Annotated in this window: 8 protein-coding genes and 2 pseudogenes; 7 read left to right on the top strand and 3 right to left on the bottom strand. The window is 61.0% G+C overall.

Going from position 1 to position 15,266, the window contains the following annotated elements; all coding sequences use genetic code 11:
• Positions 1 to 225: 225 nt before the first annotated feature.
• From CRD60_RS07725 to CRD60_RS07705, 5 genes and pseudogenes are all read left to right on the top strand, one after another.
• Entirely contained in the window at positions 226 to 3,210 is a 2,985-nt protein-coding gene (locus CRD60_RS07725; protein ID WP_113860701.1) for a glycoside hydrolase family 3 protein, read from the top strand.
• 899 nt (positions 3,211 to 4,109) lie between these two features.
• Positions 4,110 to 6,539 (top strand): glycoside hydrolase family 3 C-terminal domain-containing protein, encoded by a 2,430-nt coding sequence (locus CRD60_RS07720; protein WP_113860709.1) that lies wholly within the window; start codon positions 4,110 to 4,112, stop codon positions 6,537 to 6,539.
• Positions 6,532 to 7,113, top strand: coding sequence for a GtrA family protein (locus CRD60_RS07715; RefSeq protein ID WP_113860700.1), 582 nt, complete (start codon positions 6,532 to 6,534; stop codon positions 7,111 to 7,113). Before CRD60_RS07720 ends, CRD60_RS07715 begins: the two co-directional genes overlap by 8 nt.
• A gap of 602 nt (positions 7,114 to 7,715) precedes the next feature.
• Positions 7,716 to 7,937 (top strand): annotated as a pseudogene (locus CRD60_RS07710) (ABC transporter permease subunit); the annotation flags it as partial.
• 303 nt (positions 7,938 to 8,240) lie between these two features.
• Positions 8,241 to 9,128, top strand: a pseudogene (locus tag CRD60_RS07705) (transporter substrate-binding domain-containing protein).
• A gap of 128 nt (positions 9,129 to 9,256) precedes the next feature.
• Here CRD60_RS07705 and CRD60_RS07700 read toward each other — a convergent pair.
• Entirely contained in the window at positions 9,257 to 10,618 is a 1,362-nt protein-coding gene (locus CRD60_RS07700) for an ATP-binding protein (RefSeq protein WP_113860698.1), read from the bottom strand.
• A gap of 3 nt (positions 10,619 to 10,621) precedes the next feature.
• Positions 10,622 to 11,338 (bottom strand): LytR/AlgR family response regulator transcription factor, encoded by a 717-nt coding sequence (locus CRD60_RS07695; protein ID WP_113860697.1) that lies wholly within the window; start codon positions 11,336 to 11,338, stop codon positions 10,622 to 10,624.
• A gap of 319 nt (positions 11,339 to 11,657) precedes the next feature.
• On the opposite strand from CRD60_RS07695, the gene CRD60_RS07690 reads away from it, so the two are divergent.
• Complete coding sequence (locus CRD60_RS07690; protein WP_113860696.1) at positions 11,658 to 12,794, top strand: ABC transporter ATP-binding protein; 1,137 nt, start codon at positions 11,658 to 11,660, stop codon at positions 12,792 to 12,794.
• Positions 12,795 to 12,916: 122 nt separating this feature from the next.
• Positions 12,917 to 14,332: a DUF4032 domain-containing protein gene (locus tag CRD60_RS07685; protein ID WP_113860695.1), complete on the top strand. Its 1,416-nt coding sequence runs from the start codon at positions 12,917 to 12,919 to the stop codon at positions 14,330 to 14,332.
• Between the two features lie 208 nt (positions 14,333 to 14,540).
• On the opposite strand, the gene CRD60_RS07680 is transcribed toward CRD60_RS07685, so the two are convergent.
• Positions 14,541 to 15,266: InlB B-repeat-containing protein (locus tag CRD60_RS07680; RefSeq protein WP_145961907.1), on the bottom strand; the 726-nt coding region annotated here is incomplete at its 5' end.

Here is a 15,266-nt window from a genome sequence, read left to right as displayed (position 1 = left end):
ACTTGTGCGAGGATATGAACAGGTTGTCGTTATCCGCTTACGGGCAGTTAGAGATTTTGAAAGTATGATAACTAACTGACGAGAGGACCGCGCAGAAGTCGGCGCACCTCGCTGGATGATAGAGACCAGTGCCGTTCGATATCGCAGATATCTGTGTAATGACCTTATGTCCTGAAGTCATAGCTGAATAATCATAGAAGAGAAATTCAAGGAGGAGACGGATTCATGCTGCAAATCAACATGGCTGATGTTGTCAACGTCCTGCATTCGCTGGTGCCGTATCTGGTAACCGCCGGCGTGCTGCTGGTCTTGGCATTGATTATCACAGTTGCCGTCAATAAGAGGACGGTCAAGAGCCAGGGTGCTCGCAAGCTCGTTCATTCCGAGTCTTGGATCGTGGCTATGGTGGGTGTAGTCGTAGCCATCTCCATGATGCTGTCCGGCCCCATGGCGACTCTACTCAACAACGCCGTCGCCACCAAGTACGAGCTGTCCGAGTCCACCAAGGCCAAGGCCACCAAGCTGGCCGAGGATGTCCAGACCGAGGCTGTGACCATGCTGCAGAACCAGGATGCCAACCTGCCCCTGCAGACCAAGAAGGTCAACGTCTTCGGCTGGGGTTCGACCCAGCCGGTCTATGGCGGCACCGGTTCGGGCTCCATGTCCGACCAGTACCCCACCGTCTCCCTCCTTGATGGCATGAAGAAGGCAGGCCTCGAGGCCAACCCCAAGCTGACCAAGCTTTACACTGACTACCGTAAGGACCGCCCCGTGGTCGGCATGTTCGCCCAGGATTGGACCCTGCCTGAGACCCCGGTAGATAAGTATTCCGATTCCCTGATTCAGCAGACCAAGTCCTACTCGGACCAGGCCGTCATCGTAATCACCCGCGTGGGTGGCGAGGGCGCCGACCTGCCGACTGACATGACTTCCAAGGACATCAAGTACAAGGACAACTCCAAGGATTACAAGGACTTCAAGAAGGGCCAGCACTTCCTGGAATTGAGCCAGACCGAGCGCAACATGGTTGATCTGGTCAGCAAGAACTTCTCCAAGGTCACCCTGGTCTACAACGGCGCCAACACCTTCCAGTTCGACTTCCTCCAGGATCATCCTCAGATCAAGTCCGTCCTGTGGTGCCCGCCCGCCGGCCAGTCCGGCTTCGAGGCCCTGGGCCAGGTGCTGACAGGCAAGGTCAACCCCTCCGGCAAGACCTCCGATACCTTCATCAAGGACCTCAAGAAGTCCAACACCTACAACAACTTCGGCAACTTCGGCTACAAGAACGTGGACGAGTTCAAGGAGTCCTACCCCAACTTCACCGGTGGCACCACCACCGCCAAGCCCACGTTCGTTAATTACACCGAGGGCATTTATGTCGGCTACCGCTTCTATGAGACGGCCGCCAATGAAGGCCTGATCGACTACGACGACACGGTCCTCTATCCCTTCGGTTACGGCTTGTCCTACACGGACTTCGAGCAGAAGATGGGGCCGATTTCCCACAAGGACGGCAAGGTCTCTTTCGAGGTGACCGTGACCAACAAGGGTTCCAAGGCCGGCAAGGATGTTGTCGAGACCTACTACAATCCCCCCTATACTGATGGCGGCATCGAGAAGGCTTCCACCAACCTGGTCGCCTTCGAGAAGACCGGACTCATCAAGCCGGGCGCTTCGGAGAAGGTCAAGGTCTCCTTCAAGGATTCCGATATGGCCTCCTACGATGAGTACGGGGCCAAGGCTTACGTGTTGGACCAGGGCGATTATGGCATCTCCATCCAGTCCGACTCCCACACTGTGATCGACAGCCAGAACCTGGCCATCGACAGCAAGCACGTGTACGACGGCAAGGGCGCTGACAAGACCCATAACGGTGACAAGAAGGCTGCCAGCAACCTCTTCGACAAGGTGCGCGGCGACAATGTCACCTACCTGTCACGCGCTGGTCACTTCGCCAACTATGCCAAGGCCACGGCGGCCCCGGCCGACTTCACCATGAGCGACAAGGTCAAGTCAGAATTCATCAACAACAGCAACTACAAGCCCGCCGATTACAACAAGTCCGACGATAAGATGCCGACCACCGGTGCCAAGAACGGCTTGAAACTGATTGACCTGCGCGGCAAGGACTACTCCGACGCTGAATGGGACAAGCTGCTCGACCAATTGACCTTCAAGGACATGGACAATCTGATCGCCAACGGCGGCTATGGCTCCCAGGCGATCAAGTCCATTGGCAAGATTCAGATGACCGATGCCGACGGCCCCGCCTCCCTGAACAACAACTTCACCAAGGTTGGTTCCATCGGCTTCCCGGCCTCCACGGCCTTCGCCTGCACCTGGAACAAGGACCTGGCCAAGCAGTTCGGCGACATGATCGGTGACATGGCCCATGATATGCACGTTGCCGGCTGGTACGCGCCTGCCATGAACGTCCACCGTAACCCCTTCGCTGGTCGTACCTTCGAGTACTTCTCCGAGGATCCGCTCATGGCTGGAACCATGGCCGCCGAGCAGATCTCCGGGGCCAAGTCCAAGGGCGTCTACTCCTTCATGAAGCACTTCGCCCTGAACGAGCAGGAGACCAACCGCACCGAGATGGTCTGCACCTGGGCCGACGAGCAGTCTCTGCGTGAGGTCTACCTCAAGCCCTTCGAGATGTCCGTCAAGGACGGTGGCGCCCAGGCAGCCATGAGCTCCTTCAACTACATCGGCTCGGTCTACGCCGGTGCCGACCCGGTCCTCCTCCAGTCGCTGCTGCGTGACGAGTGGGGCTTCAAGGGCTTCGTCCTGACCGATTACTTCGCTGGCTATGGCTATCAGAACGGTGACCAAATCATCCGCGCCGGCGGTGATTCCATGCTGGCCACTACCAAGGTGACTAACCACATCACCGACAAGTCGGCCACCTCCTTGATCGCCATGCGCCAGGCCGCCAAGAACATCCTCTACACCACCGTGAACGGCTGGGAGTACGAGAATGGTCAACCTAAGGTCGAGACCCCCATTTGGCGTACGGCCATGTACGCTGCCTGGGCCCTGACCGCCATCCTGGCCATCTGGGCTGAGGTCGTCGCCGTCAAGCGCTTCCTCAAGCGTCAGCATGAGGCCAAGGTGACCATGACCCTCAGCGAGGTCGCCGACGCGCCGCTGGCCGACCTCCAGGCCTCTGAGGGTGTCAACACCCCCTCGGCCCCGTCCGCCGATTGATTGGCTGACCAGCTTCCGCCGGCCCCGGTCGTTGGCCAGACCGCATAGCTGACCGGCCCGCCACCCGGCGCGCTAACCCCAAAGTGGGGTGCAGGAACATACCGTCCCTGCACCCCACTTCGGTTACCCCACTCTCTTCCCACTCCTGTCCCGTCATTCCCGTGTCCTCGTCCCTTTCTCCTGTTCCTTTCCCATCCCCATTCCGCTTTCCCTTCCCCCCCCCCCTATCCCTATTCCGCTCCTCTACTCATGCGACCCTCCCCCTCCTGTTGTGGGGCTGTGCGGGCTTAATGTGCGGAATTCGTCACTGGCGGGCGGTGTGGTGCGTAACTTGTTACATTTGGGACTCCTAAAAGTGGCAGAAGGCCGGGCAATGTGTGCAGAGCGAATAATTTGTTACATTTTGGCTGCGCTGGTGTCAGGGGAGGGCCTGGTTAGCCCGCTCCATCACTTGGAACACACCTGGTGACCCAGCCTGCGACCAAAGGTCTCATGGTAAGGCCGGCAGCTGGTGTTGCTTGGTAGCAATGTGTATGTGGATGCCGGCTATCGGGTGATTCCATGGGGTCATTGCCAGATGGCCTATGGATCGTCTTGGAGCACGACGGTTTTCAGGTGGCGTGTGGGCAATTGCCTGGTCTTACCAACCAGCTTGGTGCTGGGCGGCACCGTTCGTGCGGTGAAAACTACAGATTGTGAATGTGGGGGCTGCGGTCGGCGACTGGTTTGTTTGAATATAGGGTGGTAAGCGGACCCCTACGCCATATTGCCAAGGTTGACCCGGCGTATGGGACAGGATTCGTAGATGGCGGTGCCTGTGAGCCCTCTTGGTGGGTCATGGGATGAGTTAACCGTGTGGCAGGGCCACGCGGCATGGAGTGCAAAGGGGAGCCATGGTAGTGAAACTTGAAGAACTTTCGGCGACGGAAAAGGCCGCCTTGCTGTCCGGTGCCTCTGAGTGGGATTCTCGCGGCAATGAGCGGGCTGGCATTCCCAGCTTTGTCATGAGTGATGGCCCCCATGGGGTCAGGCGGCAGCTGGGTGCCGGAGACCACTTGGGCATAGGCGCCTCCAAGCCTGCGACTTGCTTCCCGACCGCCGGTACGGTCGCCAACTCCTGGGACCCCAAGCTGGCCGAGGCCATGGGCCAGGCCCTGGGGCGCGAGGCCCACGACTTGGATGTGAATGTGCTGCTGGGCCCCGGCATGAACATCAAGCGCAACCCACTGTGCGGGCGCAACTTTGAATACTATTCCGAGGACCCACAGCTGGCTGGCCACATGGCGGCCGGCCTGATCCGTGGCATCCAGTCCAACGGCATCTCGGCCTGCCCCAAGCATTTCGCGGTCAACAGCCAGGAGCTGCGCCGCCAGTCCTCCAATTCCGTCATCGACGAGCGGACCCTGCGTGAGGTCTACCTGACCGGCTTCGAGATCGCCGTGCGTGAGGCCGACCCCTGGGCCATCATGTCCTCCTACAACGAGATCAACGGCATCTACGCCCATGAGCACCCCCATCTGCTCACTGACATCCTGCGCAAGGAGTGGGGCTTCAAGGGCGCGGTCATCTCCGACTGGGGTGGTTCCGACTCGGCTGTGGCTGCGGTCAAGGCTGGCGGCACCCTGGAGATGCCTTCGCCCGGCTACACTTCAGTGCGTGAGTTGGTGGCGGCTGTCGAAGCCGGCACCCTGGCTCCCGCCGACCTCAACCTTCGGGCCAGCGAGGTGGCCAAGCTGGCCCAGCTGACCAAGACCGAGGGCGTTGGCCGGGACGACCTGCTTACGAAGGATCTTATCGAGGCCCACCATGATGTGGCCCGTACCGTGGCCGAGGGGTCCATCGTCCTGCTGAAGAACGATGACCAGGTCCTGCCCTTCAAGCCCGGCAGCCGGGTGGCCCTGGTCGGTGACATGGCCAAGACCGCGCGGTTCCAGGGTTCGGGCTCCTCCAAGGTCAACGCCACCAAGAGCGAGAACCTGTGCGATGAGCTGGGCAGGATGGAGGGCATAACACTCTCCGGCTACCAGCAGGGGTATGAGCGCCACGGTGATGTCAACCGTCCCCTGATTGAGGATGCGGTGGCCCTGGCCACCAGCGATCAGACCGATGTGGTCCTGGCGGTCGTCGGCCTGGACGAGCGCAGCGAATCCGAAGGTCTGGACCGCTCCACCATGGCCATCCCCCAGGTTCAGACCGACCTGGTCAACGCCCTCAAGGCAACCGGCAAGCCACTGGTCGTCGTCCTGGTGACCGGTTCACCGGTGGAGCTGCCCTGGTTCGATGACGTGTCCGCCATGCTGCATGTCGGCCTGTCCGGCCAGGCCGGCGCCTCGGCCATCGCCCGGGTGCTGACCGGCAAGGTCAACCCCTCCGGCCACCTGGCTGAGACTTGGCCCCTGGCCTACCAGGACTGCCCCAATGCCGACTGGTATCCGGCCGTCGGCCGCGACGCCATCTACCGGGAAGGCCCCTTCGTCGGCTACCGCTACTATGAGACCGCCCAGGTCCCCGTGCGATTCCCCTTCGGTTTTGGTCTCTCCTACAGCTCCTTCGACTTCAGCGACCTGAAGGCCGACAAGACCGGCATCAGCCTGACTGTGACCAACCAGTCCGACAGGGCCGGTGCCACCGTCGTCCAGCTCTATGTTCGTGGCCCCCAGGGTGGTGTTCTGCGCCCCGACCACGAGCTCAAGGGCTTCAGCAAGGTCTGGCTGGAGGGCCATGAGAGCAAGTCGGTCCGTATCGACTTCGACCGCTACAGCTTCCGTCACTTCGACCCCAAGACCACCGCCTGGCATACCGAGTCCGGCCAATGGACCCTCCTGGTCGGCGAGAACGCCCACGAGCTGCCCCTGCAGGTCGACTTCCAGGTCGAGGGGGATGTGGAGCCCCAGGCTCCGTCGCCCACCCTGGGTGCCTACCTGACCGGAAAGGTCAAGGATGTGACCGACAACCAGATGGCCAGCCTCTTCGGCCACGGGGTGATCGCCCCCGGCAAGCCCACGGTCTTCGGGATTAACGACCCCATCTCCTCCTGGGCGGATTCCAAGGGATTCGCCGCCCGGACGGTGGCCAAGACCCTGATCAAGCGTGAGGCCAAGATCCGTGAGAAGACCGGCCAGCCCGACCTCAACACCCTCTTCGTCCTCAACATGCCCCCCAGGGCCATGTGCAAGATGACCCAGGGCATGATCGACGCCTCCATGGTGGATGCCATCGTCAAGATCGCCAACGGCCACACCTTCCGCGGGGCCGGCTCCTTCATTCGTGGCTTCTTCAGGAACAAGGCGGCCAACAAGCGCATAGCAAAGGAACTCAACCATGACTGATAACGCACAGACCCCCAGCACCCAACCCAAGCCCTCCAAGGAGCCGACCAATGCGGTGACCCGCTGGATTCATGACCACCCCAACATCTGGGAGTTCATCCTCTTCAACCTGCTCTCCAATATCTCCACGATCACCCGCTTCGTGGTGAGCTGGATCGGCACGGCGGTCTTCGTGACGGCCATGGGGATGACCCAGCCCTTCTCCTTCCTGATCTTCAACTACAGCTCGCCCGACACCAATGGCCTGGGCGGTTTCCTGACCTTCCTGATCGCCGAGGTCCTGGCCCAGATCGTCAACTTCATCGTCCAGATGAAGTGGGTCTTCAAGTCCGACAGCTCCTTCGCCGAGGCGGCCTGGAAGTACGCGATCCTGGCCGTCATCATCGTGGTGGTCAACTTGGTCCTGCCTGGCTGGGTCACCATGTGGTGCAAGGGCATGGGTCTGAATAACGCCGTCTCCTCGACCCTGGCCTCTGTGGTCAACACCCTGCTGGCCGTCATCGTCTCCTACCCCTTGCTCAAGTGGTGGATCATGCCCAAGAACAAGGACAAGGAAGCCAATAAGCAGGCCTGAGACATACTGACCCCTAGGGTCTGAAAGTCCTACCGCCAACAAGACTCGCCGGTGCATTCCAGAGTGGATGCGCCGGCGAGTCTTGTATCTCCGGGAGCTTGAGGGTGGCTGTGGGAGCTTGGGGGAGGAAGGTCTCGCCAGGTGATGGAGCCGGTAGCCAGGCCCCCTCAAACCCGTGGAAATCCACATACTGATATGACCTGTGCTCTGTATTTGTCAACTACCAGTGAGCGTGTAGGCTGGGGTTCATTCGATTAGGATTGCAAGACTACAATGATAGCTGGCTTTTATGTGGCCATGGAGGCCTGTCAGGCTTTTCCTGTATCTAGAGGCACCGACCCTCGTTCTGGTCGCTGTTTTCCTGCCTTTTCTTCCCTTTTCTTTCTATTGCGACTTCCGGCAGTGTGACTGCTGCAGTGCTGGCCCAAAACGTTGGTGCGGATTCCTGGGCAGGTCTGGACACAGAGCCTCTGGGGCCGACTGAATGCACTTAAATCCAGTTCGCACCTGGCTACCCCTAATGGAGTCCCTGCCTGACGGCGATTCGCAACAATGGTCGGCAGCAGGTCGCAGCTGTACATTCCCATGATCCAAGGAGCAGGATGAACTGGCTCTTCATAGCCCATCACGCGCCATATTTCGCCAATGCGGCCCTCATGACATTCTACATTTCCAGCCTGGGCATAGTCCTGTCGATCCTGGTCGGCCTGGCCTGTGCCGCGGTCGAACTGGCCCGCACCCCGGTCATGCGGCAGACGGCCAGGGCCTATGTGGAAGTGTCCAGAAACAAGCCCCTGCTGGTCCAGCTCTACTTCCTGTATTTCGAATCGTGAATACAATCAAGCGGACCATCAAGGCCCTCGTGCACGGCGAGGTTGACAGTTCGGCCAATGCGGGCAGCGTTGGAAGTGCCAGAAGCGTCAGGAAGGCCAGAAACACAAGCAGCGCAAGTGGATAGGAGTCGCTGGGGCCCCGGACTCACAGTCCTCATCGGCACCCCAGGCGGCGTAGATAAGTCAGGCAGTGCGGTGGTTGGCAAGGCCGGTGCAAGCAATCGCGGCGCAAGTCTCGCCGGTAGCCCAACCCGGCCCGCAGCTCAGCCAAGCGCCGCAACAAGCGAGGCGACCGTGGGTGCCGCTCGCCGGGGGAGGGCAACAGCCCGCCAGGCTGGCCGTCTGAACCGGTCCCTGCCGGCGGCCATTGCGGCCGTCGGTCTGCTGGGTGCCCTGACAGCCTGCGGTCCATCGGTCTCCCTGCCCAGCCAGGACCAGTCCAAGGGCTCGGCATTCGGCGCGGCAGGCACGGCCAACAAGGCCCGGACCATCGCGGACATCAAGCAGTCAGGCCAGCTGAAGGTCGCCGTCTTCTCCGACAAGGCCCCCTTCACCTATGTGGACAAGGACGGCAAGTACCAGGGCTACGACATCTATTTCGCCGAAGGGCTGGCCAAGGACCTAGGTGTCAAGACGGACTACACCTCCGTGGACCCGGCCACCCGGGTGGATGTGCTGGCCTCCAACAGGGTCGACGTAACCCTGGCCAACTTCACCGTGACCCGCGAACGCAAGGAGAAGGTTGACTTCGCCAAGCCCTACATGAAGGTGGCCCTGGGCGTGGTATCGCCCGATTCGGCCGAGATCAAGTCCTTGGACCAGCTCAAGGGCAAGACCCTGATCCTGGCCAAGGGCACCACGGCTGAGCAGTACTTCGACCTCCACCACGAGGGCATCACCCTGCAGAAGTACGACCAGTACGCCAATGCATACAGCGCCCTGCTGGACCACCGGGGCGACGCCTTCTCCACCGACAACACGGAGGTGCAGGCCTGGGCCAAGGCCAACAAGGGCTTCAGTGTGGGCATCAGCATCTTGGGTGGGGAGTCCATGATCGCGCCAGCCGTGCAGCAGGGCAACAAGGAGCTTCAGGACTTCACCAACGGGTAGATCGACAAGCTGGCCCAGGAACGCTTCTTCCACCAGGACTACCAGGAGACCTTGGAACCCGTCTACGGCTAGGCAGCCAACCCCGAGGACATCGTCGTGGAAGGTGGCCAGTCCTTAAGACCCAAGCACCCTCTCTCCGGGGGGCAAAGTACTGGAGCCACCCCACCCCTCGTGGCGTAAACCACGGGGGGTGGGGTGGCTCAGCGGGGCAGCATGACGGTCAGCGTGAACCAGTGGTTTTCGGTATGAACAGTCATCCCGCCGCCATAGAGCTCGGCTATGTGCCGGATGGACTTGACGCCGAAGCCGTGGCCGTGCTTGTCCTTCTTGGTGGTGACCAGGTTGCCCTCGCCGTCCGAGCGTAGGTCCGAGGCATAGTAGTTCTCCACGCGGATGATGGTGAACCGGTTCTGGGAGAAGAGGGCCAGCTTGACCAGCCGCTGCTGGGGGTCGGGCAGCTTGGAGACCGCCTCGATGGCGTTGTCCAGGGCGTTGCCGAAGAGGGTGGCTATATCCATGGAGGTCATGGAGTCCAGGAGTTTGCCGTCGGCCACGGCCGTCAGGGTGATGCCACGGCTGACGCAGGTGCGGGTTTTGGAGGTCAGAATGACGTCCAGCACAGGGTTGCCGGAATGCTGCTGGGCGCTGTACTTGCCGACCGAGGCCTCCAGCTGCTCGAAGCCAGCGGCCGCATGCTCAGGGTCGACCTCAGCCCTCAGCGCGGCGATCTGGTGTTTGAGGTCGTGGGAGATTCGCCCTACCGATTCCAGATTCTCCTTGGATTGCAGGTACTCCTGGTGCTGGCTGCGCAGCTGGGCGTCAATGGAGGCCAGTTCCGTATTGGTGGCGATTCGCCGGGACTGCTCCTGCTGGGCATAGAGCACGGTGAACCCGCAGAAATCCACCAGGGTGCGAATATAGAAGACCGACTGGCCGACCGTGCCGGAGAAGGGCGTGTTGGTCGACACGAAGCTGAGGTTGCTCATGGCGAAGGTGACCACGGTGATGGCCAGGGTGGCGATGGTGGTCGTTAGGGTCGGCAGCGTGGGTTTGGACTGGCTGAAGTTCCGCCGCTCAGCCAGCCAGGCCAGGCTGAAGCAGACCGCATAGGTGGCAATCAGCAGGAACCAGCTCTCCGGGTTCGCGGTCAGGTTGGAGACATGCGCTCGCTGGATGCCCAGGACGGATTCGTGCCCCAGCTCATATCGTATGAAGGTGGCCAGCTGCCAGTGGAGGGAGGCCACCAGCTCGGCCAGCACGAAGGAGCGGGCGGTCAGGTAGAGGGCTTGGCGTTTGCCTGCATTGGAGCCCAGCAGCATGATTAGGTACATGCCCGCAGCAGCCAGGAGCATGCCCAGGATCCAGAAGGTCTTGGGCATGGCACCGGCCCCGTATTGGATGGCCACCATGACCGGCAGGCCCAGGGCCAGCACCAGTATGGTCCGTTTGATCGAAGCCTTCCGGTATATGGCAAAGAGGTAGATCAGGCAGGCCAGCCATTCGCAGATGGCGGTATAGAGTCGGGGGATGTCCGGCAGGGCGTTGGTGATGGTCCCGTTCATGGCCTAGGCCCCGGTACCCACATAGTCGGTCAGGGCCGCCAGGAAGCCCTTCTTGCGGGGGCGGCTGATCCGCAAGCGTTCGCCGCCGGACATGAGGCAGTCCTGGTCCTCCACTGCGGTGACATGCCGGAGGTTGACCAGATAGCAGGAGTTGGAACGGTAGAAATCCTGGCCTTCCAGCTGGGACTCCAACTCCTTGAGGGTGGAGGATATGGAGATCTTGCCCTCGGAGGTATGGATGACGATGGTGTGACGGATGGATTCGATGTATGTGATCTGGGAGAGCTCCAAGCGGGTCTGCTTGCCGCCGCTCTCCACCAGCATGCTGGCGTATCCCTGCTCCTTGATCTGGTCGATGGAGCGTTTGATCTCCTGGGAGAAGGCGAAGTAGGGCACGGGCTTGAGCAGGTAGGAGAGGGCCCGCACCTGGTAGCCGCTGATGGCGTACTGGGGGGCGGCGGTGATGAAGATGATAATGACACCCTGGTCGCGCTCGCGGATGCGGCGGGCCGCGTCCAGTCCGCTCATCTTCTTCATCTCGATGTCCAGAAGGAGGATGTCGTAGACCGGTGAATAGGAGTCGACGATGGCCTGGCCGTCATCGAAGGCGGATACGACGAACTCCTCGCCCTGCTCGTCCTGATACTGGTTCAGGTAGTCCAGTACGCGCTGACAAGCTGCAGGGTCGTCTTCCACCACGCCGATGCGAATAGGTCTCATGGCACCTCCAAGCTGTAAGTATAGCGTTTCCCCCTGTTTTCAGGCATTTGCCCATGAATGATGACTTAGCATAACAGGTTGTGCAACCGGATGCACAACCACCACGCCCAGAGCTGAGGATGGCCGATTGACCTTGCAGCTGAGCCGTGTATGATGAGAAACAGACTCAAGGAAGAGAATTTTCGTGGGCCTAGAAAGAAAACGTTGACTGTTGGTCTTCGTCTGGTACCGATGTCGTGTGTCGACAATGGCCGGATAGCAACGTAGAACCTCTCACAACGGATCGTTCGGCACGTACCTGCCGATGAAAGGAATCACTATGGCAGAAGTAAAATTCGAGAACGTCACTCGTATCTATCCGGGCAACACCGAGCCCTCAGTCGATGACCTGAACCTGGACATCAAGGACGGTGAGTTCCTGGTCCTGGTCGGCCCCTCCGGCTGCGGCAAGTCAACCACCCTTCGTATGCTGGCCGGTCTTGAAGAGGTCAACAAGGGAAAGATCTTCATTGGTGGCAAGGACGTCACCACCATGCAGCCCAAGGACCGCGACATCGCCATGGTCTTCCAGAACTACGCCCTGTATCCTCATATGACCGTCGAGGACAACATGGGTTTCGCTCTGAAGATCGCCGGCACCCCCAAGGACCAGATCAAGCAGCGCGTCCGCAAGGCCGCTGAGATCCTGGACCTGACCGAGTTCCTGGACCGCAAGCCCAAGGCCCTGTCCGGTGGCCAGCGCCAGCGTGTGGCCATGGGCCGAGCCATCGTCCGTGAGCCCAAGGTCTTTCTCATGGATGAACCCCTGTCCAACCTGGACGCCAAGCTCCGTGTCCAGACCCGTACCCAGATCGCCGCCCTGCAGCGCCAGCTGGGTGTCACCACCCTCTACGTCACCCACGATCAGACCGAGGCTCTGACCATGGGCGACCGCATCGCCGTCATCAAGCTGGGCATCCTCCAGCAGGTCGGCGCTCCCACCGAGCTCTATGACCGCCCCGCCAACGTCTTCGTTGCAGGCTTCATCGGCTCGCCCTCCATGAACATCAACACCCACCCGGTGGTCAATGGCAAGGCCAAGATCGGCAACGACACCATTGATCTGGACCCGGCCGCCGTCGCCGACCTGACCCCTGAGGACAAGGGTCAGATTGTCTTGGGCTTCCGCCCCGAGGACGCCGACCTGGCTGATTCCTCCGATGCCAACGCCTTCTCCCTGAAGGTCATGAACGTCGAGGACCTGGGTTCCGACGGCTACATCTACGGCAACATCCTCACCGACGGTTCCGCCGCTGAGACCGCCGCCATGATGTCCGACCAGAACAAGCTGACCACGATTCGCGTCAACCCCCGTCAGCTCCCCAAGGTCGGTGACGTGGTCAAGATCAAGATCGACCCCACCAAGATGCACCTCTTCGCCCCGTCGACCGAGCTGCGTCTGCCCCTGGACAAGTAGTTCTAGCCAGTGGCCTTGTAGGAAAGCCCCGCCCCCCAGCGGGGCTTTCCCTTTCTTCGTGCCCTCGGCCCCACGAGAATCTGACGTAGGGGTTGTTCGTGGGCCTTGGGTAGATTGGGGTTATGGATTTGACTGGACGATCAGCATTGGATCCGCGGGCCATCAAGGCCACGTCGGTTCAGACGGCGGGCATCGATGCCAATGTGGCCGAGCCCAAGGCGCTGAAGATCACAGCGGCATCATCCAACCCCAAGATGTTCACTCTGCCGTGGGAGAAGCCGCTGGCCACCTGGCCCGACGACCTGCTGGTCAATCTGCCCAGAGGCATTTCCCGGCACGTGGTCCGTTTCGTGCGTGTGGGCCAGGAGACCGATGCCATGAAGGAGATCACCCGGCCTGTGGCCGCCAGGGAGTATGAACTCCTGAGGCGCTTGCAGAAACTGGACCTGCCTACCGTCAAGCCAATCGCTGTGGTCACCGGCCGCCATGACCGCGAGGGCAACCCCATGGAGGCCATCCTGGTCACCGAGCACCTGAAGTTCTCCCTGCCCTACCGCGCCCTCTTCGCCGGCAATCTCCGCCCCGACACCGCCGACCGGCTGATTGATGCCCTGGCCGTGCTCCTGGTTCGCCTGCATCTCGCCGGCTTCTACTGGGGTGATGTCTCCCTGTCCAACGTCCTCTTCCTGCGGGATGCCGATGCCTTCTCCGCATATTTGGTCGATGCCGAGACCGGCGCCCTCTACCCCTCCCTGACCGACGGCCAGCGTGAATACGACATTGATCTGGCCCGCACCAACATCATCGGCGAGCTCATGGACCTGAGCTCCGGCAAGCTCCTGCCCGACGAGGTGGACGAGATCGGGGTGGGCAATCGCCTGGTCGACCGCTACCATTCCCTCTGGTCGGTCCTGACCGACGTGGACCAGTTCGATCCCGACGAGATGTGGAAGATTGAACAGCGGGTCGAGAAGCTCAACGAACTGGGCTTCGACGTGGACGAGCTGGAGATGAAGACCACTGATGACGGCAAATGCGTGATGGTCCGCCCCCGGGTGGTCGACGCCGGCTACGCCTCCCGCAAGCTCCTGCGCCTGACCGGCCTGGACGTGCAGGAGAACCAGGCCCGCCGCCTGCTCAACGACCTGGATGCCTATCGGGCCTCCACATGGCGCGAGGGCGAGGACCTGGAGATTGTGGCCACCGACTGGATGCGCGAGGTCTTTGAACCCACGGTGCACATGATTCCGGCCGAATACCGGTCGCAGATCGAACCGGCCCAGTTCTTCCATGAGGTCCTCACCCACCGCTGGTATCTGGCCGAAAAGGCCGGCCACGACGTGCCCATGGGCGAGGCTGTGGTCTCCTATATCAAGAATGTGCTGCCCAAGTACCAGCTGGACGCCAAGGCGGTCGATGCCATCAATGCCGAGGCTGATTCCGGTGTTATGGACGATGAGGCCAGCTTCTACGACAGCGACGAGGACGACGGCTACAACCCCGACCACGACCCCGACGCGGCCGTCTGGGCCAGCTGAATCAACCGTATTTCATGAAGTACCGAACAACTCGATAGTTGCGGATCTTATGTAATATCGGAAATTACACTACCCTCAAAACCCTGGATTTCCAGCGTTTTACGTAATGCTTTCTAGCCTACTGTGCGGTGTTGATACATGGTTTGTGGGTATGGGAAAGGGTCGCGCTTCCGCTCATGGCGCGACCCTGATTATTACTGGTGCTCGGTTAGTGTCTGAGGTTGTGTTCTCCTTGTTTTTTGCGCAGGCTGTGCCAGATGGCTGCGAGGGTGGTCAGGGGTAGGAGGGTGCCGAGGGTGGGTAGGGTCCAGGCTCCTAGTGGTCCTCCGGTGAGGGGGAGTTGGGTGATGGCTGGTGCCCATTTGGCTTTGAGGGAGGTCCAGTCGGTGATGGGTGTGGTGGTGGGGTCGAAGTCGGCTCCGGTGGCCGTGTCGGTCCATCCGGTCAGGAGTTGGCCTGGTTTGGTTGGTGGGTCGGGCATGGTGGCCGGGTCGCCGTGGGTGGCCCACTGGTATTTGGCATAGGTGGTGCCGTCGGGCCAGGTGCCGCCGTTGGGGTCCAGGCTCACGAGGTAGGTGGCTTGTTTCCATCCCATGTATAGGTCGGTGTCGGCGGTGATGGCCTGTCCGGTGTAGCGGGTGGTGGCCGCTGGGTCGGTGTACCAGTCGTCGAACCTCCATCCGGTCCTGATGGGTATGGTTATGGTGCTCAGGGCGCCCAAGGCGTTGTCGCCGTCGCCTACGTGCAGGGTCCAGGTGGCTGGGTTGGCTCCTGGGTAGTTGGCGTGGACGGTGACGGTGCGGGCGATGGCCCATTTGGCGTGCAGGGTCGTGTTGCTGGTCACGGGTCCTGTCCTCCAGGGTTGGGTCAGGGTCGTGTCGGTGTGCCAGCCTTGGAACGTGTGCCCGGTCCAGACGCCTGGTGTGGGCAGCCT

This window comes from Bifidobacterium aemilianum, from assembly GCF_003315635.1.
In the GTDB taxonomy this organism is placed as follows: Bacteria; Actinomycetota; Actinomycetes; order Actinomycetales; family Bifidobacteriaceae; genus Bifidobacterium; species Bifidobacterium aemilianum.
This window is presented reverse-complemented; position numbering and strand designations above follow the sequence as displayed.

What these genes read in the sequence shown, in the direction of transcription:
- CRD60_RS07685 (WP_113860695.1), top strand. Translation starts at nt 12,917, where the DNA reads ATGGATTTGACTGGACGATCAGCATTGGATCCGCGGGCCATCAAGGCC.
- CRD60_RS07700 (WP_113860698.1), bottom strand. Translation starts at nt 10,618, where the DNA reads ATGAACGGGACCATCACCAACGCCCTGCCGGACATCCCCCGACTCTAT.
- CRD60_RS07725 (WP_113860701.1), top strand. Translation starts at nt 226, where the DNA reads ATGCTGCAAATCAACATGGCTGATGTTGTCAACGTCCTGCATTCGCTG.
- CRD60_RS07690 (WP_113860696.1), top strand. Translation starts at nt 11,658, where the DNA reads ATGGCAGAAGTAAAATTCGAGAACGTCACTCGTATCTATCCGGGCAAC.
- CRD60_RS07715 (WP_113860700.1), top strand. Translation starts at nt 6,532, where the DNA reads ATGACTGATAACGCACAGACCCCCAGCACCCAACCCAAGCCCTCCAAG.
- CRD60_RS07695 (WP_113860697.1), bottom strand. Translation starts at nt 11,338, where the DNA reads ATGAGACCTATTCGCATCGGCGTGGTGGAAGACGACCCTGCAGCTTGT.